Here is a 19,632-nt window from a genome sequence, read left to right as displayed (position 1 = left end):
TGCCGCTCAGTCCGTGCCCAGGTGCAACCAGGCCTGCCCGGCCTGCCACCGGGCGCGCCAGGCCGGCAGCGCCTCGGCCGGCATGGGCCGGGCGATGCCGTAGCCCTGGACCTGGTGGCAGCCCATGGCGTGCAGGCGGGCGCCATGCTCCAGGCTTTCCACGCCTTCGGCGATCACCTCGCGGTGGAAGGCGTGCGCCAGTTCGATCACGCCCTTGACGATGCTGAGGTCGTCGGGGTCGACCAGCATGTCGCGCACAAAGCTCTGGTCGATCTTGAGCGTGGCCACGGGCAGCTTGCGCAGGTAGGTGAGGGAGGAGTAGCCGGTGCCGAAATCGTCGAGCGCGAACTGCACGCCCAAGGCCATGCAGCGCTCCAGCACCGCCACCGCCTGTTGCATCTCGCCCAGGGCCGAGGTTTCCAGCACCTCCAGCTCCAGCCGTGCCGGCGCCACCCGCGGGTGGCGCGCCAGGCTGTCCGCCAGATGCTCGCTGAAGCCTGGCTGCAGCAAGTGGGTGGCGCTGATATTGATGCTGATGGGCAGGTCCATGCCCTGGTTTGCCCAGGTTTCGAGCTGATTCAGGGCCGCCTCCATGACCCATTCGCCCAGCGGGCGCTCCAACTCGCCACCATGCACCTGGCCCAGGAACTCGCCCGGCGGCAGCAGGCCGCGCTCGGGGTGCTGCCAGCGAAGCAGGGCCTCCACGCCCACCACCGCGCCGTGGCGCAGATCGACCTTGGGTTGGTAGAACAAACAGAACTCGTCTTGCTGCAAAGCCTGTTGCAGGCGGGCCAGTTGCTCGCGGTGTTGGCGGGCAGCGCGGTCGATCTCGGTGTCGAAGAGCTGGTAGCGATTTCTCCCGGTTTGTTTGGCCAGGTACATGGCCTGATCCGCATGGCGCATCAAGGTGTCCGGATCGGCGTGGTCCAGAGGATAGAGGCTGACACCGACGCTGGCCGAGATGCTGAGCTCACGGCCCTCTACCGACACCGGTGCCTGCACCGAGCGCAGCAGGCGCTCCAGCACCAGGGCGCATTCCTCGGGGCTGTCCAGCTCGGTCAAGAGGATGACGAACTCATCGCCACCGAGCCGGGCCAGGGTGTCATCGACCCGCAGCACCTGCTTGAGGTTATGGGCCACGCCGATCAGCAGCTCGTCGCCGGCGGCATGGCCATGCTGGTCGTTGATGGCCTTGAAGCCATCGAGATCCAGGAAGCACACGGCCGTCATGCGGCCACTGCGGTCAGCGCGGTGGATGGCCTGATTGAGCCGGTCGGATAGCAAGCGGCGGTTGGGCAGCAGGGTCAGGGGGTCGAAATTGGCCACCCGGTTCAGCTCGGCTTCGTGGGCCTTGAGCTGGCTGATGTCGGTGAAGACGCTGACATAGTCGCTGACGCGTCCCTGGCGGTCGCGTACGACCGAGACCGATTGCAAGGCCGCGAACAAGTCGCCGTCCTTGCGGCGGTTCCAGATCTCGCCGCGCCAGAAGTCCTGTTCCTTCAGCGATTGCCAGAAGTCCTGGAAAAAGCTCGCCTCATGCCGACCCGAAGACAGCACCCGCGGTGACTGGCCGAGCACCTCCTCCTGACTGTAGCCGGTGATGCGGCTGAAGGCCGGATTGACCTTGGTGATCAGGCCGTCGGCCTGGGTGACCATGATGCCCTCGTAGCAGTTCTCGAACACCACGCGCGCCTCGCGCTGCGCCAGCTCCAGAAGCTTGCGCTCATGGATGTCGGTGTGGGTGCCGGACATGATCCAAGGCGTGCCGTCGGCGCCGCGCTGGACCACGCCGCCGCGGGTCAGGATCCAGTGCCATTCGCCGGCTTTGGTGCGCACTCGAATCTCGAACTCGTGGGTGGCAATCTCGCCGTTCAGGTGGCGCTGGATCGATTCGAGTGCGCGCGGCAGGTCCTCGGGGTGAACCAGTTGGGACCAGTTTTCGGGGGCCACCTGCATCTCACCGCGCTGGTAGCCCAGCATGGTCTCCCAGCGCGCACTGACCTGGAAATGGTTGCTGCGCAAATCCCATTCCCAGTAGCCCTGGTCCGAGCCCTCGATCACCCGGGCCAGCTGTTGCTGGCTGTACAGCAAGGCTTGGCGGGCCACATGGCGCTCGGTGATGTCCACGCCCAGTACATAGCAGCCATCGACACGGCCTTGCTCGTTGAAGCGCGGCAGGTAGCGCAAGGCCTGCCAGCGCTCGGGGCTGGGCTGCCAATCGAGCTCTTGTGCCGCGCCCAGCAGTGCGCGCTGGACCAGGGGCGCGACGCTGGCAAAACCCGCCTCGCCCAGCACGGCCTTGAGCTCCAACCCGGCCAGCTCGTCCAGATCGGGGGCGAAGCTCTCACAGTAGCGCTTGTTGGCGTAGACGAAACGAAGCTCCGTGTCGATGAAGGCGATCAGCGCCGGCACATGGCCCAGGATGCTGCGCAGATGCTGCTCGCTGTCGTGCAGGCGCTGGCTGTGCTCCTGGGCCTGACGCTCCAGTTCCGCGCGTTGATCCAAGGCTTGTTGACGGGCGAGGCGCGCCCGTTCGTCCTCACGCAGCACGAGGATCAATCCGCGCACCCGGCCATTGCCATCGCGGATGGGGCTGAGGTGCAGGCTCACCGGCCGTTCGCCGCCTTCGCGCGGGCAAAGCAGGGGCGCCTGGCCCACGCTGTGAGTGCCCCCGCCTGTCATCACCAAGGCCAAGGGGATTTCCAGCGGCAGGCGGCTGTCTTGTTCGATCAGGGGAAGCAACTCGCGCACGGGTCGGCGAAGCGCTTGGTTGACAGGCCAGCCGCAGAGTTGTTCGGCCACCGCGTTCATCCGTGTGACCCGACCTTCGGTGTCGGTGGCCAGCACTGCATCGGCCATGGACTGCCAGAGGCAGGCCAGGCTCTCTTCGCTGTCGGCCAGGGCCAGGCGACGCGCCTCGTGGTCACGCAGTTCGCGGCGCAGCAGGTGGAAGCTGCCGCCGAGCAGACCCAGCAAGACCAAGCTCAGCGTAGCCACCGAGGCAAGCAACTGCGCGCGCAGCGCTTCGTGGGTCCGCTCGCGCGCGGCCAACTGCTCGCGTTCCGCGGCCTCCATATCCCCCAGCAAGCGTTCAGCGCGGCGCCGGGTTTCCGCGAGGCTGGATCGGGCGACCAGGGCTTGGGCCGCGGCGGGGCCGTCCTGCTTCATGCGGGCTTCGATTTGGCGGGACAAGGCGATGCGCTCGTTCACCACCTCGCGCAGTTGCTGCCAGCGTGCCTGCTGCGCGGCGTGCTCGGCATTCTGAAGGTGCAGGCGCTCGAGCAGCGTCTCGCGCCGAGCCAGTGCCTGATCGCGCTCCTGCAGCCGGGCGCTGTCGCCGCTGCTGCGATAGGCCAGGGTGTGCAGCTCGACCTGGGCGGTCTCGGCACGCACGCGTGCCAGATCGGCCAGCACCGACTGGCTGTGGCCGAGCTCTTGTGCCGCATCGGCCGCCTGACCCGCGATCCGCCAAGCCTGAAGCATCAGGCTCAGCACGACCACGGCAGCTGCGGCAAAGGCCAGCGGAACTCGGCGTTCAAAGCGCGAGGCGGGCTTCATGAATGAGAGAACCTCCCGGAGCCTGGCACCTGTCTGCCGGGAGTTTCGGCATGCGGGCTGGGCTTTGGGGCAGTCTAGGGCCTGGCGCGCCATGAAAAAAGGCCCCCGAAGGGGCCTTTTGGAGGCTAGTTGCTGACGGTGAGGATCAGAACTTGTAGCCAGCCGTCACGTAGACGAAGCGGCCGCGCGGGTCGTACTGGGTCACGTCGTAGCCCGTTTGGAACTGGTTCGATGCCGGAGTGAACACAGCGGGCTTCTTGTCGAACACATTGCGTGCACCCAGGGTCAGACGCAGGTTCTTGAAGCCGCTGTAGCTGACGCTGGCGTTGTACAGCGCCATGCTGGGCATGAAGTGCGGCTTGTCGTTCAGATCATGGCCGGCTTCGTAACCGCTGGCGTAGTCCTGCACCAAGGTGCCTGCCCAGTTGCCGGTGGTGTAGGTGGCTTGCAGGCTGTGCTTCCAGCGCAGCACCACACCGCCTTGGTCGGCGCCAAGGACCGGGTTGCCGGCCTTGTCGACGATGGTGCCGACCTTGTGCGACATCACGCCGCCGGGGCTCATCTGGTCGAACTTGGTCATGTAGGTGCCGTTGAAGCCCAGGTCCAGGCGGCTGCCTTCAAAGCGCAGACGGTAGTTGGCTTCCAGGTCCACGCCCTGCACATCGGCGCTGCCGGTGTTGGACTGCACGACATCCACTTGCTTGATCGAGCCCGAGGGGTTGAGCTTGACCAGGTTGACGTAGGAGGCATCACCCTTGCGGAAGCCCGAGACGATTTCCTGCACCGAAGCCAGCGACAGGATGTCCGTCATCTTGACGCGGAACACGTCGGCCGACAGGGTCATGTCCTTGATCGGCGAGACGACGATACCGAAGCTCGATTGGGTGGACTTTTCCGGCTTCAGCAGCGGGTTGCCGCCGGTCAACGACGGCACCTGGATCTTCTTCTCGCCCGTGCCCGGATCGTCAAACTGGGCGCTGGTGCCCAGCACTTGCGGATCCCACAGGTCCACCAGGGTCGGAGCCCGGAAGCCCGAGCCTGCCGAGGCGCGCAGCATCAGCTGCTTGGTGGGCTGGAAGCGCACATTAACCTTGTAGTTGGTGGTCGAACCTGCGTCGTTGTACTTGTCGTGACGCAGGGCCAGGCCGGCTTCCAGGGTCTTGATGATGGGCGCGTTGAACTCAGCGAACACGGCCTTCACGTTGCGGCTCTTGTCCAGGGGCTTGGTGGCACCACCGAGGCCGGCGATGTCGCCGCTGAACATGGCGGGCGACGGCGACTTGGAGTAGCTTTCCTTGCGCAGCTGGGCGCCCGCAGCGTACATCAGCGAGCCAGCCGGCAGGGCCATCAGATCGCCCGAGACCTTGGCTTCCACCACATCGACCTTGGACTTGAAGGTCGTGGTGTCACCGATGTACTTGGCGCCTTCGATGGCCTTGCGGAAGGTTTCCGATTGGGTCAAGGAGAAGGGGTTGTAGTCGCTGTTCTCGGCGTTCACGGCCTTGACGAAGGCCACTTGCGAGAAGTAGCCGTCGGTCACCTTGCCGTGGGTCTTGCCTTCGTTGTGCGAGGCTGCCAGTTCATAGTCGTGGCCAGCGAATTCGCCGCGCACGCCAACGACATAACGGCTTTGGTCAGCGGTGGACAGCTCGGTGCGGTCACCGAAGTCGTAGACGCGGGCGGTCACGCCCAGGGGCTGGCCCACCAGAGCGCCGAAACCGTTCTTGGTCAGGTAGTCGGCGGCGATCTTGTAGTTGGGGTTGTTGGGGCGCAGCAGCATCACAGGATCGACGCCCTGCTTGGCGAACTCTTCGTCGCTGACCAGGAAGCCGTTGCGGATGGGGCTGGGCTGGAACTGTTGCTGCACCTTGCTTTGGCTGTACAGCAGGTCACCGAACAGCTCCGTCTTCTCGTTCAGCTTGACGGTCAGGTTGGCGCTCAAGGTGGTCAGGTCACGCTTGGGAACCAGGCCCACGAAGGGGGCCGAGTCATAGGCGCAGAACGGCATCTTGGAGGTGCCGTTGACCGTCGGGTTCTTGAACATCTTGATGTCGGCGCACTTGTCGGCCTGGGCCAGGGGGTTGCCGTAGCCGGAGCCGCCCAGGAAGTCCGTACCGGCGGTGCCTTCCACCCACTTGCCGTTCACCACCTTGCCGGGGGTGTAGGGGCCTTCAATGTTGCCGTGGCCAGTGGCACCCGACACGATGTAGGGGTCGATATTGCCGGTCTTGGCGAAATCGCGATCACGGCCGAACAGGGCGGTTTCCTTTTCCAGGCTGGCCGAGGCGGTGATGTTGAAGCGATCCTTGTCCAGGTCGCCATAGCCGGCCACGATGCTGGCGCGGTTGTTCTTGCCGCCGCCCTTGGCAGTCGGCGAGCCCGCGGTGGCGCTCAACTCCACGCCCGTCGTGCTCTTGGAGAGGATGAAGTTGATCACACCGGCCACGGCGTCAGAGCCATACACGCCCGATGCGCCGTCTTTCAGCACTTCCACGCGCTCGATCGCGGCCAGCGGGATGGCTGCGACGTTGACGGTGGCGCCGCCACCGCCAGCGAAAGGCGCCACACGGCGGCCGTTCACCAGCACCAGGGTGCGGTCCGAGCCCAGGCCGCGCAGCGACACGGACGACAGGCCGTAGGTCGAGCTGCCAGCGCCGGCTGCGGTGTTCAAGCCGCCGGCGGAGGCGATGGAGGCGATCGAAGCCAACAGGGCTTCCGTGCTGGCCACGCCACTGCGGCGAATCTCTTCCTTGGTGACCACGGTGACCGGCAGGGCCGATTCCGAATCCACGCGCTTGATCGAGGAGCCGGTGACTTCCACACGCTCCATCTGGGTCGGTGCCTGAGCTTGGGCCGATGCGGCCACAGCCAGGAAGACAGCAGCGCTGATGGCGCTGAATTTCGGTTGTTGTTTCAACATACGGGGAATCTCCTGCGAGGTTGGGTATCCATAACGCGGCAAAACCGTGCCATCACTTCGGCATCTGGCACGGTGTGCGCTGCGACGCAGGTCAGTCTAGGAGTGGGGTTCTTGGGGCTTGAGAGGGTCAATCCTTGTCAGGCTGCTGCGACAAACTTTTCGTGTGGCCCCTGAGCTTCGTGTAATTGCCCCAGGTCTGGGCGAATGGCGTATCGCTAGTGCATCTTTTGGATTTGCTGGGTGACTTTTGGCCCTTGTGTTTCATCGTGCGGTCGCGGCGGTCTGCTAGGGTTTACGTGTAGGGGCAGTGCCATTGGTCATGATTGCTCGGGTTCGCTTGTGCGATAGGCGTTCGTTTCGTAAGTTCTTGAGTCAGTTTCTCGGGATTGATTGTTGAGTGTGCGCATATCGCGCATAGATACGGTGAGTTTCAGTCGGCGCGGCAGAGCAAGGCCTGGCCCATGCGCAGACGCTGCCCGGTGGCGATGCCCTCGCACAGGCGAAAGCCCGGCGGCACGAACACCAGGATGGTGGAACCATGCTGAAACCAGCCCATTTCCTGGCCCTTCAGAAAGTTCGCCTGGCAGGGCAATTCGTTCGCACCGCGGTAGCCCACGTGCAGCAGCAGGTCGAGGAAATGCAGGCGCAGGCTGGCCACCAGGATGGCCGCCACCGGCACCAGGGCAATCGGCGTGCGCTCGGCATCGTTGAGGCGGCAACGCAGCACGGCGCGCTCGTTGCGGCAGAACAAGCGCTCGACCCGCTTGAGCGCGATCGGGTTGACGTTCCAGGTGTCGCCGGCGATGTGGGTCACATGCTCGACCTGGCAATCGGCTGGCGCGTGGAAGCGGTGGTACATGGCCGAGGTCAGGCGCAGGGTGAGGAACAGCCCGCCCTCGAAGACGCGCGTGTCCTGGGTCGGGCCGAAGAGATCCTGCAGCGCGTAGGGGAAGCCCTTGGCCTGGTAGACCTGGCCGGCTTCCACCCGGCCGCAGGCGCCGACGATGGCGTCGCAGGGGCTGCTCAGCACTTCGGGCCGCGGGTCGATGCTGCGTGCGCCCTCGCGCAGCTCGCGGGTGAAGCAGTCGTGCAGGCTGTCGAAGCGCTGCTTCTTGGCGTCGCTGAGGTCCAGGTCGGTGAACAGGCGCCAGACCGCAATCGAGGCGCGTGCCAGCTGCGGCTGGCGCAGCTGGCTGAACCAGCCCATGAAGCGGGTCAGGGCCATGCGCGGGATGCGGTTGGTGAGCAGGAAGTTCAGGTCTTCCTGTTGCAGCAGGCGCTGCACCCACAGGCGGGGTGTGAGAAATGCCCGAGTGCGGGCTTGAAGGCTGCTTTTCATGCGTCTGTCAATTCGGACTGTTAGACAAGAGGTCTGCGCAACAAAGCTCGCTCACCCCGAGGTGGCGAGGACAAGGTAGGCACGCTGAATGAATGAAACTTTTGCTCTCTCGGCCCTGGCTCTGGCCGCTCTGGCCTGGACCTTGCCGAAGGCCAAGCGGCGCCTCGAGCTGTCGCGGGCCAAGCACCGCTCGCTGGCGGGCCACTCGCGCATGGCCAAACGCCTGGCGGGCTGGATTCCTGGCTACGCCTACGACGAGGCCCGTTTTTTTGGCTCGGACGGTGCGCCTGATTCGGTGCAGGCGCAGCGCCGCGTCGGCTTCCAGCGCCTGAGCGGCGTGTTTGCCGAGCGCTATGCCCAGAGCATCGCCATGACGGCGCGCGCGCGCGAGGGCATCTCGGACCTGCAGTTCACCGGCAGCTACCGCGTGCCCTTCCAGTACAGCCCCTACCTGCGCGAGCATCTCAAGACCGGCAGCTTTCTGCAGGCCTCGAGCGGCGTGATGGTGGAAGACCTGGATGGCAACCGCTTCTACGACCTGACCGGCTCCTACGGTGTCAACGTCTTTGGCTATGACTTCTACCGCGACTGCGTGGACCAGGGCATTGCCCTGACCCACAAGCTGGGCCCGGTGCTGGGCGCCTACCACCCCTGCGTGGCTGAGAACGTCGAGCGCCTCAAGGCCATCTCCAAGCTCGACGAGGTGTCCTTCCACATGTCTGGCACCGAGGCGGTGATGCAGGCCGTGCGCCTGGCCCGTTATCACACCGGGCGCCGCCATCTGGTGCGCTTCTGCGGCGCGTACCACGGCTGGTGGGAGGATGTGCAGCCCGGCCCGGGCAACCCGCTGCCGCCGCGCGAAACCTACACGCTCGAGGACCTGGATCCGCGCAGCCTGCAGGTGCTGCGCACGCGCCGCGACATCGCCTGCGTCCTGATCAATCCGCTGCAAGCCCTGCACCCCAACCAGGGCGCGCCGGGGGATTCGTCCTTGCTGGACAGCGGCCGCCGCGCCGGCTTCGACCGCGAGGCCTACACCCGCTGGCTCAAGGCCTTGCGCGAGGTCTGCACCGAGCGCGGCATCGTGCTGATCTTTGACGAGGTCTTCCTGGGCTTCCGCTTGGCCGCCGGCGGCGCGCAGGAGTATTTCGGCGTGCGCGCCGACATGGTCACCTACGGCAAGACCCTGGGCGGCGGCCTGCCGGTTGGCGTGGTCTGCGGCCGGCGCGATCTGATGAAGCGTTTCCGCGAGCAGCGCCCGGCCGACATCTGCTTCGCCCGCGGCACCTTCAACTCGCACCCCTATGTGATGGGCGCGATGAAGGTGTTCCTGGACCGGCTGGACAGCGCGCCGGTGAAGTCCATCTACGCCCAGGCCGATGAGCGCTGGGATCAGCGGGCCCAGCACTTCAACGAAGCCCTGCAGGTGGCCGATGTGCCGGTGCAGATCGCCCACCTGCAATCGGTCTGGACGGTGTTCTACACCCAGCCTTCGCGCTACAACTGGATGCTGCAGTTCTATTTGCGTGAACAAGGTCTGGCTCTCAGCTGGGTGGGGACCGGGCGGCTGATCTTCAGCCTCAACTACAGCGACGCGGATTTCGAGGCAGTGCTGCAGCGCTTCGTCAAGGCTTGCAAGGCCATGCAGGCCGATGGCTGGTGGTGGGAGGACGAGGCGCTGACCAACAAGGCCATCCGCCGCTCGGTGCTGCGAGAGATGCTGCAGCAGCGTTTCTGAGCTGCGACGGCGGAGTGCAAAACAGGGCGCCCTCGGGCGCCCTGTGCTCTCTCAGCCGATGTGTCAGCGGCTTTGCGGGTGTTGCACGTGGTCCATCGGGTCGATCAACTCGCCGCGCAGCAGGTAGAGCGGCGCCTTGTGATACAGCCAGATGTCGTGGAAGGGGTCGGTGATGATCTTGGTGGCCCAGGTCAGGCCGGTCATCAGGCTTTGCTGCTGCCAGAGCTGCAGCACGCGGAACAGCAGACCGGCCACACCCAGCGACAGCCAGGAGATGCCCACATCGTGCAGGAAGCCGCGGACATCGGTGGCCGGCTCGATCAGGCCGAACAGCGAGGGCTGCAGCCACAGCAGTGCCGGCAGCGCCACCCAGACGGCCAGCAGCACGATCTTGCGGCGGATGTTGTAGCCGATCTTGATCGCTTCCTTGTGCTCGTCGGTGGCCTGATTGACCTCGTCGTAGCCGCGCGGCTCGAAGAAGAAATGGCCGGCCTGGCGGCTGGTCATGGAGACGCACCAGGCCAGCAGTGCGGCCATGGCGGGGTCCACGAACAGCAGGCCGTAGGAGATCACAAAGCTGATCGCGCTGAGCAGGTGCAGGCTCTGGTTGATGCGGCTGTGGTGGTAGTAGCGGTGGTCGTCCCAGCGCTGCACGCGCAGCTCTTGGGCAAGGTTCTTCAGGAAGTTGTGGCGCACGCGTCACCTCGGCGGTGTGATGGTGAAGGGGAAGAGGCGGCCAAGCCGGGAGCTGGCCGCCCAGGCGCAGCCCCGATCGGCTTGCGTGACGCGATGGTGACGCTGCTGCATGAAAACTGCGTGACCATGGCCGCGCCGAAGGAACCAGGCGGCGCCCGCCCCGTGCCCATCGGCCGACGCGCGTGCCGGTCACTGTCATTGAACTGTTATCTCTCCTAGGCAAGATGCCCTGCATGGAACCCACACCCAGCGCGGACAGCATCGTTGTCGACAACTATCCCGCTGCCCAGCGGTCACTGCGGATTGCCTTCGTGACGGAGACCTATCCGCCCGAGGTCAATGGTGTGGCCATGACATTGGCCCGCATCGTTGAGGGCCTGCACCGGCGCAACCACGATGTGCAGCTGATCCGCCCGCGCCAGGATGCCAGCGATGCGGCCGAGCGCAGCGTGCGTTTCCACGAGGTGCTGATGCGCGGCCTGCCCATCCCGCGCTATCCCAATCTGCGCATGGGCGTGCCGTCCAAGAAGGCGCTGGTCCAGCTCTGGTCGCTGAACCGGCCCGATGTGGTGCACATCGCCACCGAGGGCGCGCTGGGTTGGTCGGCCCTGCAGGCGGCCCTGCATCTCAAGCTGCCGGTGTGCTCGGACTTCCGCACCAATTTCCATGCCTACAGCCGGCACTACGGCATTGGTTGGCTCTACAAGCCCATCATGGCCTACCTGCGCAAGTTTCATAACCGCACCCAGTGCACCATGGTGCCGACCGAAGCGCTCAAGCGCGATCTGGAGGCCGGCGGCTTCAAGCAGCTGACGGTGGTCTCGCGCGGTGTGGACACGCAGCAGTTCTCGCCCAGCCGCCGCAGCGCCGCGCTGCGCGCCGAGTGGGGCGTGGCGGACGATGATCTGGTGGTGGTTTACGTCGGCCGCATCGCGCCCGAGAAAAACCTGGCCGCGCTGACGGCTGCCTTCGAAGCCATCCAGCAAGTGCAGCCGCGCGCCCGCCTGGTGGTGGTGGGCAGTGGACCGCAGCAGGCCGAGCTGCAGGCCCGCTGGCCGCAAGCCATCTTTGCCGGCCAACGCAAGGGTGAGGATCTGGCGGCGCACTATGCCTCGGGCGATCTCTTCCTCTTCCCCAGCCTGACCGAAACCTTCGGCAACGTCACCACCGAGGCCATGGCCAGCGGTCTGCCCGTGGTGGCTTTCAATTACGCCGCCGCCGCCCAGCTGATCCGCAGCGGCGAGAACGGCCTGCTGGTGCCCATGGACGACCAGGCCGCTTTCGTCCGCGCAGCCCTCAGCCTGGCCGACCAGGCCGCGCTGCGCCGCCAGATGGGCGCGGCCGCCTGCCAGACGGCTTCGGAGCTGGACTGGAGCGCCATCGTCGCCCGCTTCGAAGGCGTGCTCGATTCGGTCATGCACCGCGCCACGGTGCCCAGCAGCCTGGGTGTCGGTCTGCTGGCCAAGGCGAGCAAGAAGCGCCCGGCGGTGTGAACCTGCATTCGCGGCGCTGAGCGGCCGCGGGGCGCCGGCTCAGAGCAAGGCGCTGTCGGGCAAGTCTTGCAAGGCGCTGCGCCGCTCCGCGCCGCTGCGCCGGCGTTCGCGCCGCCACAGCAAGGCCATGGTGGCCGCGATGCTCAGGCCGAATCCGCTCATCACCGTGATGATGGGCAGCTCCAGCTTGAGCAGCAGGGCGTACAGGGCCAGCATGCCCAGCACGCTGGCGTTCTCATTGAAACCCTGCACGGCGATCGAACGACCGGCGGTGAGCAGGCAGTAGCCGCGGTGCTGCAAGAGCGCGTTGAGCGGCACCACCAGCAAGCCGCCCACCACGCCCACCGCCACGAGCAAGGGCAGGGCCAGGCCCAGCGAGGGCATCCAGGCCACGGCCGGCACCAGCAGGCCCAGCAGCACGCCAAATCCCAGCATCTTCTTGGCCGCGCGCAGCGGTACCCAGCGCCCGGCCGCTGCCGCGCCGCCCACCACGCCCACGGCCACGGCCGCTTGCAGGTAGGCCGCCTGGTTGAGTGGCAGCTGCAGGGCATCGGCCGCCCAGCGCAGCACGGCGAACTGCAAGGTGGCACCAAAGCCCCAGAAGATGGTGGTCACCGCCAGCGAGAGGCCGCCCTCGGCATCGCGCCAGAGCTTCATATTCGCCTCGCTGAAATCGCGCAGCAGCGGGCCCAGGCGGAGGTGGCAGGCCGGATAGCGCGCACCGCTGTCCGGCACCCCCAGGTTCAGCCAGCTGGCGCTGCCGTACACCGCCATCAGCGCCAGGATGGACAGGCTCAGGCCGCTGGCCTGGGTCAGCCCCAGGGTTTCCAAACCCTCACGTGCGGCGGCATACAGGCCCGATCCCAGCAACCAGGGGCTGACCAGCAGCCCACCCAACACCGTGCCCAGCAAGGCCGCGCCCACCACCGAGACTTCCACCCAGCCGTTCGCCTGCACCAGGCCTTGGGCGGGCACCAGCTCGGTCACCAGGCCGTACTTGGCCGGCGCATACGCCGCCGCGCCAAAGCCGATCAGGGTGAAGGCCGCCATCGGGTGCACGCCGGCCAGCAAGCCCAGCACGCCCACCATCTTCACGCCATTCATCCAGGCCATCAGACGCGCCTTGGGCACGGCATCCGCCAGCGGCCCCACGAAGGGCGCCAGCAGCACATAGGACAAGGTGAAGCCGAACTTCAGCAGCGGGGCCCACCAGCCCGGGAACCCCTGCTCCACCAACAGGGCAATCGTGACGATGAGCAAGGCGTTGTCCGCCAGCGCCGACGCGAACTGGGCCGCGATCAGCCGATGAAAGCCAGGGGGCATGGGGTGGGCTCGCCGCGCTGTCGCGGGCGATCAGAAGAAAGACGGCAGCGTGACAGGGGGGTGTGAAACCGTGGTGACAGGGCCGCCCGGGACATCTTCGGCGACACCTGCATGGGTCGCGGTGATGTGAAATCATCTTTCCGTACGCGGGTCAAACTGTCAGTTCTTACAGGCTGACAAAAGTCCCTCGTTGTGTAGTCTGCGCCGCGCACCCATTTGCGTTCTTCATGGGTGCGCTGATTCAAGAACATATTTCAAAGAGCAGACAGGCAGCCGTCGCGCGTTGCGGCTGTCGTGCACAGGTGGTGCTTCCGGGGTGCAGAACTGGTCGCAGCGTCACGTGTGAGTCAAGGGGAGGGTGCTGTGCGGAACGTCAACACGCGTGTAGGAATTGCCTTTGCCTTGGGCTTTTCCTTTTCAGCGCTCATCGAGGCGAGCGAAGCGAAGCCAGAGGTCAAGGGTTCGATCGAGAAGGTGGAGGTCACCGGGCAGCAGTCGGACCTCGCTCATCGCAAGAACAGTACAGCTGCAAAGCAGACCTTCGGTCGAGAAGAGATCGAACGTCTGGGTGGAGCCAATGCTGCTGAGCTGTTGAAGCAGTTGCCGGGCATCGAACTGAACCGTTATGGCGGCCTGGCCCTGCGAGGCTTGCAGGGCTATACGCAAATCCTGGTGGATGGCAAACCGCCCGCGCCCGGTGTGCAAGCGCTGGACCTTCCGCTCTCGCAGCTGGAACGCGTCGAGGTGCTGCGGGGCGCCACCGCAGAGTTTGCCGGTCAGGGCATCGGCGGCACGATCAATCTGGTCTTGCGCACGGTCAAGCCTCGCAAACGAATGAACGAGTGGAGCGGCAGCGCCGGAGTGGATTCCCGCGGCGTCACGCCATCGTTGTCTTGGGTCCGCCATGGTCAGTGGACCCGCGACACCAGCTACACCAGCTCGCTGGGCTACAGCAGCTTTCAATGGTCGGGTCGGGTCCGCGAAATGGAAGGCCGGGAAGGGCAGGGGGCGGTCGATGTCGAGACTGCCAATCAAGGACGGGTCAAGTCCGTCAATGCACGCGTCCGGGCTCGGGTGCAGAACGTCGAACAGGGTGAGCTGGGCTTGAATCTGGGTGGCTTTGTGTTCGGCAATCGCTCCGAGGTTCAACAGTCTCAGCGCAGTGCGGATCCTCTGCCGTTTGACCACGTCAGCACACGAAGCCGGCGAGATGGGCAAGCCATCAACAGCGAGCTGAGTTGGCAGCGCCCCTGGGGAGAGTCGGGCACCATCAAGCTGGAGTCGGGCCTGTCTGACTTCAGGGCCGACTCACATGCCAGGCGACAGGAGGCCATCGACGACCCCGCCACATTGCTGGAGCGTCTGCGTATCGGTCGCGAGCACAAGCGCCGCGCCTCCTGGGGGCTGAAGTGGAACGACACTGGGCTTCGGGAAGGCCACCAGCTCAGCGCGGGCCTGGAGGGATCCTACGAACGCGAGACCACCAAGATCGAACGCTGGCGTCAGGGTGAACCGGATCTGGAGTTGTCGCGCTACCTTGGGGCCGGCATGTACGGCCGGCATGAGTTGGCTGTTTTCGTGCAAGACGAATGGGAGCTGAGCCCGGGCTGGAGTGCCAATCTGGGCTGGCGCTGGCAGCATTCGCGTCTCGCTGGGAACTTGGGGGCCTACGACCGGCGCAACGCTTACAGCGTCCATCTGCCCTCAGTCAACCTGCTGCACAAGCTGGACAAGGCCGGCCGTGACCAGATTCGATTGGGCTTGTCGCGCAGCTTCAAGGCGCCTGAGCTGAGTCAGTTGATGCAAAGGCCCACGATCAGCCCGTTCTTCCCGTGTCCGCCGGATCGCCTTTGCGATCTGACGAACTCATTGCTCCATCCCGATACGGCTGGCAACTCGGCGCTACGCCCGGAGCGTGCCTGGGGGCTGGATGCGTCGTGGGAGCGCAGCCTGGAGGGCGAGGGCTTGTTCAGCGTGGGCTTCTTCCATCGGCGCTTGCAGGACCGCCTGGCTTTGGCGTTGGTTCAGCAGCCGGTCGAATGGGCCTCCGTACCGCGTTGGGTGAATCTGCCCCTGAATCTCGGCCGAGCCTGGAGCCAGGGTGTGGAGTTGGAGCTCAAGCAAAGGTTGGACATGCTTTCCTCCTCGTTGCCGCCCTGGCTGTTGCGTGCGTCGGCCAGCGTGTACCGCTCTCGCGATGCAACCCTCCCGGCACCGTACAACCATCTGGCCGATCAGGGGCGTGGCAGTGCCAAGCTGGGTCTCGGTCAGCAGTTGAAGAGTCTGCCTCTGAACTGGAGCATGGATGCACGCTGGCAGGCCGGCGGCTTGACGAGAATCAGCCCTTACGAATTGATGGACGTCGGTGCTCATTGGGATCTGGACGCCAGCCTCGGCTGGCGCTTCAGTCCCGAACTGCAGCTTCGGCTCAAAGTCAGCAATCTGCTCGCCAGGCACAAGGAGAGTCGATCCCTGTTTGCGCAAAGTCCCACGAGCCAGGCCCTGCGTCGCGACCAGGATCGGGCCGCACAGCGAAGCTGGATGATCAACTTGGACGCCAAGTACTGAGCTCAAACGCTGAAGTCGCAATGGCCGCCGTGAAGGGTATGGGTGAAGGGCGGGCGCCGAATGATGGGCTGAGTTCGCTGCCGCGCCTATGGCCGTAGCTTGCCAAGAAGTGCCGGTACAGGGCTGCTGTTGACGCCTATTGCAACTCACCTTTGCTGTCAATCTGTCGGGTTTTACAGGTGGACAACTGGGTGGCTGTCAGAGAGATTCCGGCACCAAGAATAAAGCCGCCGGTACCTGATGCTGGCGCCACGACAAACAGCATGGTTGGGTCGCATCACGGCGACTATTCAATTGGGGGGAGTTCCATGAGTCAAGTTGCGTCGTCGAGACGGCACGCATTGCTGGCCTTCGTGAATGAATGCTGCGCCATTGCGTTCAATGGCAGCGCCATGGCTCGCGATCTGTTCGCTGGAGCGAGCCGGATCGTGTCAGTGGGTCCACAGGCATAGGATGAACAGGACGGGGCGGCGGCAAGGTGCAGAGCGGCCTCAAGCCGACGCTGCCGTCTTTCAAAAACACAACGAGTGAACGTGATGAGCAATTCGGGGGGAGCGGGGTTTCTGCTGGTCTTGGGCTTGCTGGCGTTGATGGGGTCAGCACAAAGCTCTGGCCTTCAACACTATTTCGAGGACGGTGGCCTTGTGCGTGGGCACCAGAAGCCTCGGGCCGTCGGTGCAGATGCCTTTGGGGAGAGGTGGGATCCGTTCACCGGGGCGGTCTCCTTCCGTCAAGTGGACGTGAGCATTCCAGGCAATTCCGCATTGCCCCTTGAAGTGGCCCGCACCTTGACCACAGGCGTCATCACCGCTGCGCATTGGGACGAGCCCCGGCGAATGTTTGCCGACTGGGAACTTGAATACCCGCACATCAAGGCCATCGTAGGAGAGCCCACTTGGAAGGTCGGCGTGAAGTCGACACCCAGCCACAACAATGCGCGTTGCAGCCGTTTTTGGGATGAGGCCAGTAGCTTCAGCTATCCCGTCGAAACGGCTGCACAAGCGTCTATGGTCGCTTTGGGTGGTGTCAGCGAAGCAATGCTGGACCCAGCCGGTACGCGCCCGACTTTGGCAGCCAGGACCGTGACTGCCGTCACCAAGAGCGGCTGGCAGTTTTACTGCATTCCCCTGCTTGCGCCTGCGTACGAAGGCGAGGGCTTTGTCGCGGTCAGCCCGCAGGGTGTTGAATATCGGTTTGATCGATTGATCAGCCGAAGGGTATTGCCAACCACCAAGCCGTCGCCGCTGGGCGGCCCGCGCCCCGCGACACGCCTGTCTTTTTCCAGCGCGCAACAGCCTGCTTCACCGTTGGCGAGTTCAGCGCCCTTCGAACAAGAGCAGCAGGTCGAAGCTCCTTTATCGCCTCACCTCAGTGTTCAGGTGGAGCGCTTCGAGGTCAGGTTGGTGCCTTCCCAAGTCAAAGATCGCTTTGGCAACACCCTGGACTACCTCTGGAACGCCCAAGACCCCTGGCAGTTGGACAGCATCAGCGGCAGTGATGGGCGGGTGGTGAACTTTCAGTACACCAACAAGTTGATCTCTGGGGTCAACGTTCCCATCGCAGGCGATACGAGTCGTGCCTGGACCTACGAATACGAAGACACAGGCAGCAAGACCGCGGATCGATCCGAAGCGTCCTTGCGGCTGTTGAAGCGTGTTCGACAGCCCGATGGAAGTGCCTGGGAGTTCTCCGGTGCCTCTCTCCAGTACAAGCCGCTGGTCGGAACGTCGTACGTGCTGTCAGCCGGGGAAAAGACCAAGAACTTTGTCCACCCTTCTGGATTGGTGGGCAGCTTCACTTTGGCGCGCCGTGTCGGGCCGATGCGTGCGGGCAAGATTTCCTTCCACACCTTGAACGCGAATCAGGTTCTGGCCGAACGTTTGAGCTTGATTCGAAAAAAACTGTCGGGCCCTGGCTTGAACGCTGCGACTTGGAGCTACGGCGACTACGTCGTCAGCAACAGTCAGGGTAGCTTTGAAGTGACGTCGCCCGACCAAGGCAACACTCGATACACCTTCGGTTTGGAGATGCCTGCGGTCAACCAGGATCCTGCCGAGGCTGTGTTCAATCATGGGCTCTTGTTGCGTCGCGATGATGGATGGAATGGCACAAGCGCGCTGCGTAGCACGGTGTACGAGTACGCCGCAGCAACCGGCGCCACCTATTCATCCCGTTTCGGGTTCAGCCACGATGTCAACGGGGACGGGCCACTGACCGCGCTCAATCGCCCTCAGCTCAAGATCACCACCACGCAACAAGGCCGGAGCTTTGTGTGGGAAGCACAAGAGTTTGATGTCTTTGCGCGCACGACGCGAGAGCGGCGCATCGGTACCGATGTGGAGCAAAACCGCAGCACGCAGTTCCGTGACGATGCATCCATGTGGGTGCTCGGATTGACAGAGAGTCAAACCATCAATGGCCTTAACGCGGTACAACACGGCTTTGATTCGAAGCTGAACATTTCCTCTCGCAGCAGCTACGGCATCGCCCAGTTCACCCAGCACTTCAACACCGACGGCACCCTGGCCAGCCGCACCGACGGACGGAACCACACCACTTACTTCGACAACTACAAGCGCGGTCTGCCACAGGCGGTGCGTTACCCAGACGGCAGCAGCGAGAGCGCGGTCGTCAACGACTTGGGCTTGGTCACCAGTGTCAAAAGCGCTGCTGGCATCACCACCGGCTATGGCTACGACAGCATGGGCCGTCTGGCCAGCATCACCCCGCCTGCGGGCTGGGCCGCCACGACCCTGCGTTTCGAGCCCGTGCAGACCGACGAGTACGGCCTGCCCGCCGGCCACTGGCGCCAGACCATCAGCAAAGGCAATGCACGAACCCTCACCTACTTCGACGCCCTCTGGCGCCCGGTGATGACGCGCAGCTTTGATGCAGGCGACGAGGCCAACACCCGCAAGGTCACGGTCAAGTCCTATGACGCCGACGGCCGCGTCACCTTCGAGAGCTATCCGCAGGGCAACTTCGAGACCGTGGCCGTCAGCTCACCCGGCAAACGCAGCCGTTATGACGCCTTGGGCCGCCTGGAGGAGCAAGTCGCCGACAGCGAACTCGGCCCCCTGAGCAGCAGCACCGAGTACCTCAGCGGCTTCCAGGTCCGCCACACCAACCCGCGCGGCAAGCAAAGCACGCAAACCCTGTGGGCCTTGGACAACCCCTCCGAATCCCAGCTCAGCGCCATCGAGGTGCCCGCCGGTGACGGCCTGCCTGGCGGCATGAGCATCAGCATCGAGCGCGATGACTTTGGCAAGCCCACCCGCATCACCCGTGGCGGCCACGGTGTCAGCGTCACCCGCAGTTACGTCTACGACGAGGGCCAGCGCCTGTGCAAGACGGTGGAGCCTGAAACCGGCGCCACCATTCAAGACTACGACGCCGCCGGCAACATCGCTTGGCGCGCACCCGGCCAGACCCACACCGGGCTGGACACCTGCGACCGAAGCCTGGTGCCAGAAACCGCGCGCATCACGCACCAGCACGACAAGGTCAACCAGCTGGAACTCACCCGCTACGGCGACGGCAGCCCCTCGGTCACGCGCAGCTACACGCCCGACGGCAAGCTCGAAACCATCAGCACCAGCAGCGGCGACACCTGGACCTACGGCTACAACAGCCTGCGCCTGCTGGAAACCGAGTCCTTCAGCTACGCCGGCCAGACCTTCGACTTCCGCTGGAGCTACGACAGCAACGGCAGCCTGAGCAAACTGAGCTACCCCACAGGCGGCCCGGTGGTGAACTACGCGCCCAACGCCCTGGGCGAGCCCAGCCAGGTGGGCGCCTACGCCAGCGCCGTGAAGTTCCACCCCAATGGCGCGGTGGCGAGTTACACCCTGGGCAACGGCATTGCCCACAGCCTGACGCAGAACCTGCGCGGCCTGCCTCTGGTGAACCGCGACGCTGGCGTCATGCAAGACCAGTACAGCTACGACCCCAACGGCAACGTCACCGCCATCACCGACCAGCAGGAAGCCGGCCTCTT

General features: G+C 64.8%; 9 protein-coding genes. 4 read left to right on the top strand and 5 right to left on the bottom strand.

Annotation, left to right across the window (positions count from 1 at the left end; translation table 11 throughout):
• Nucleotides 1-6: 6 nt before the first annotated feature.
• The 3 genes from AC1Q6P_RS05055 to asd all read right to left on the bottom strand — a co-directional run bounded on the left by AC1Q6P_RS05055 (nucleotide 7) and on the right by asd (nucleotide 7,817).
• Nucleotides 7-3,558, bottom strand: coding sequence for an EAL domain-containing protein (locus tag AC1Q6P_RS05055; RefSeq protein ID WP_492664524.1), 3,552 nt, complete (start codon nucleotides 3,556-3,558; stop codon nucleotides 7-9).
• Between the two features lie 145 nt (nucleotides 3,559-3,703).
• On the bottom strand, nucleotides 3,704-6,478 hold the full coding sequence (locus tag AC1Q6P_RS05050; RefSeq protein ID WP_171827518.1) for a TonB-dependent receptor: 2,775 nt from the start codon (nucleotides 6,476-6,478) through the stop codon (nucleotides 3,704-3,706).
• Between the two features lie 430 nt (nucleotides 6,479-6,908).
• On the bottom strand, nucleotides 6,909-7,817 hold the full coding sequence (gene asd / locus AC1Q6P_RS05045) for an archaetidylserine decarboxylase (RefSeq protein ID WP_492664525.1): 909 nt from the start codon (nucleotides 7,815-7,817) through the stop codon (nucleotides 6,909-6,911).
• An 88-nt stretch (nucleotides 7,818-7,905) separates the two neighbouring features.
• On the opposite strand from asd, the gene AC1Q6P_RS05040 reads away from it, so the two are divergent.
• Nucleotides 7,906-9,555, top strand: a complete 1,650-nt coding sequence (locus tag AC1Q6P_RS05040) for an aminotransferase class III-fold pyridoxal phosphate-dependent enzyme (RefSeq protein ID WP_492664526.1) — start codon at nucleotides 7,906-7,908, stop codon at nucleotides 9,553-9,555.
• Between the two features lie 63 nt (nucleotides 9,556-9,618).
• Here the strand turns inward: AC1Q6P_RS05040 and AC1Q6P_RS05035 are convergent, their stop codons facing one another.
• Nucleotides 9,619-10,251, bottom strand: coding sequence for a hypothetical protein (locus AC1Q6P_RS05035; RefSeq protein WP_492664527.1), 633 nt, complete (start codon nucleotides 10,249-10,251; stop codon nucleotides 9,619-9,621).
• Nucleotides 10,252-10,484: 233 nt separating this feature from the next.
• On the opposite strand from AC1Q6P_RS05035, the gene AC1Q6P_RS05030 reads away from it, so the two are divergent.
• Nucleotides 10,485-11,744, top strand: a complete 1,260-nt coding sequence (locus AC1Q6P_RS05030) for a glycosyltransferase family 4 protein (protein ID WP_492664528.1) — start codon at nucleotides 10,485-10,487, stop codon at nucleotides 11,742-11,744.
• A gap of 39 nt (nucleotides 11,745-11,783) precedes the next feature.
• Here the strand turns inward: AC1Q6P_RS05030 and lplT are convergent, their stop codons facing one another.
• The gene (lplT, locus tag AC1Q6P_RS05025; RefSeq protein ID WP_492664529.1) at nucleotides 11,784-13,067 is read right to left on the bottom strand and encodes a lysophospholipid transporter LplT; all 1,284 of its coding nucleotides are present in this window, start codon (nucleotides 13,065-13,067) and stop codon (nucleotides 11,784-11,786) included.
• Between the two features lie 363 nt (nucleotides 13,068-13,430).
• Here lplT and AC1Q6P_RS05020 point away from each other — a divergent pair, with 363 nt between their 5' ends.
• Both AC1Q6P_RS05020 and AC1Q6P_RS05015 read left to right on the top strand, forming a co-directional pair.
• Nucleotides 13,431-15,635 carry a TonB-dependent receptor plug domain-containing protein gene (locus AC1Q6P_RS05020; RefSeq protein WP_492664530.1) on the top strand — a complete coding sequence of 735 codons (2,205 nt, stop codon included), beginning with the start codon at nucleotides 13,431-13,433 and terminating at the stop codon, nucleotides 15,633-15,635.
• 1,403 nt (nucleotides 15,636-17,038) lie between these two features.
• On the top strand, nucleotides 17,039-19,632 hold a 2,594-nt coding region (locus AC1Q6P_RS05015), incomplete at its 3' end, for an RHS repeat domain-containing protein (protein ID WP_492664531.1).

The organism is Roseateles sp. GW835-FHT13E02 (assembly GCF_058794035.1).
This window is presented reverse-complemented; position numbering and strand designations above follow the sequence as displayed.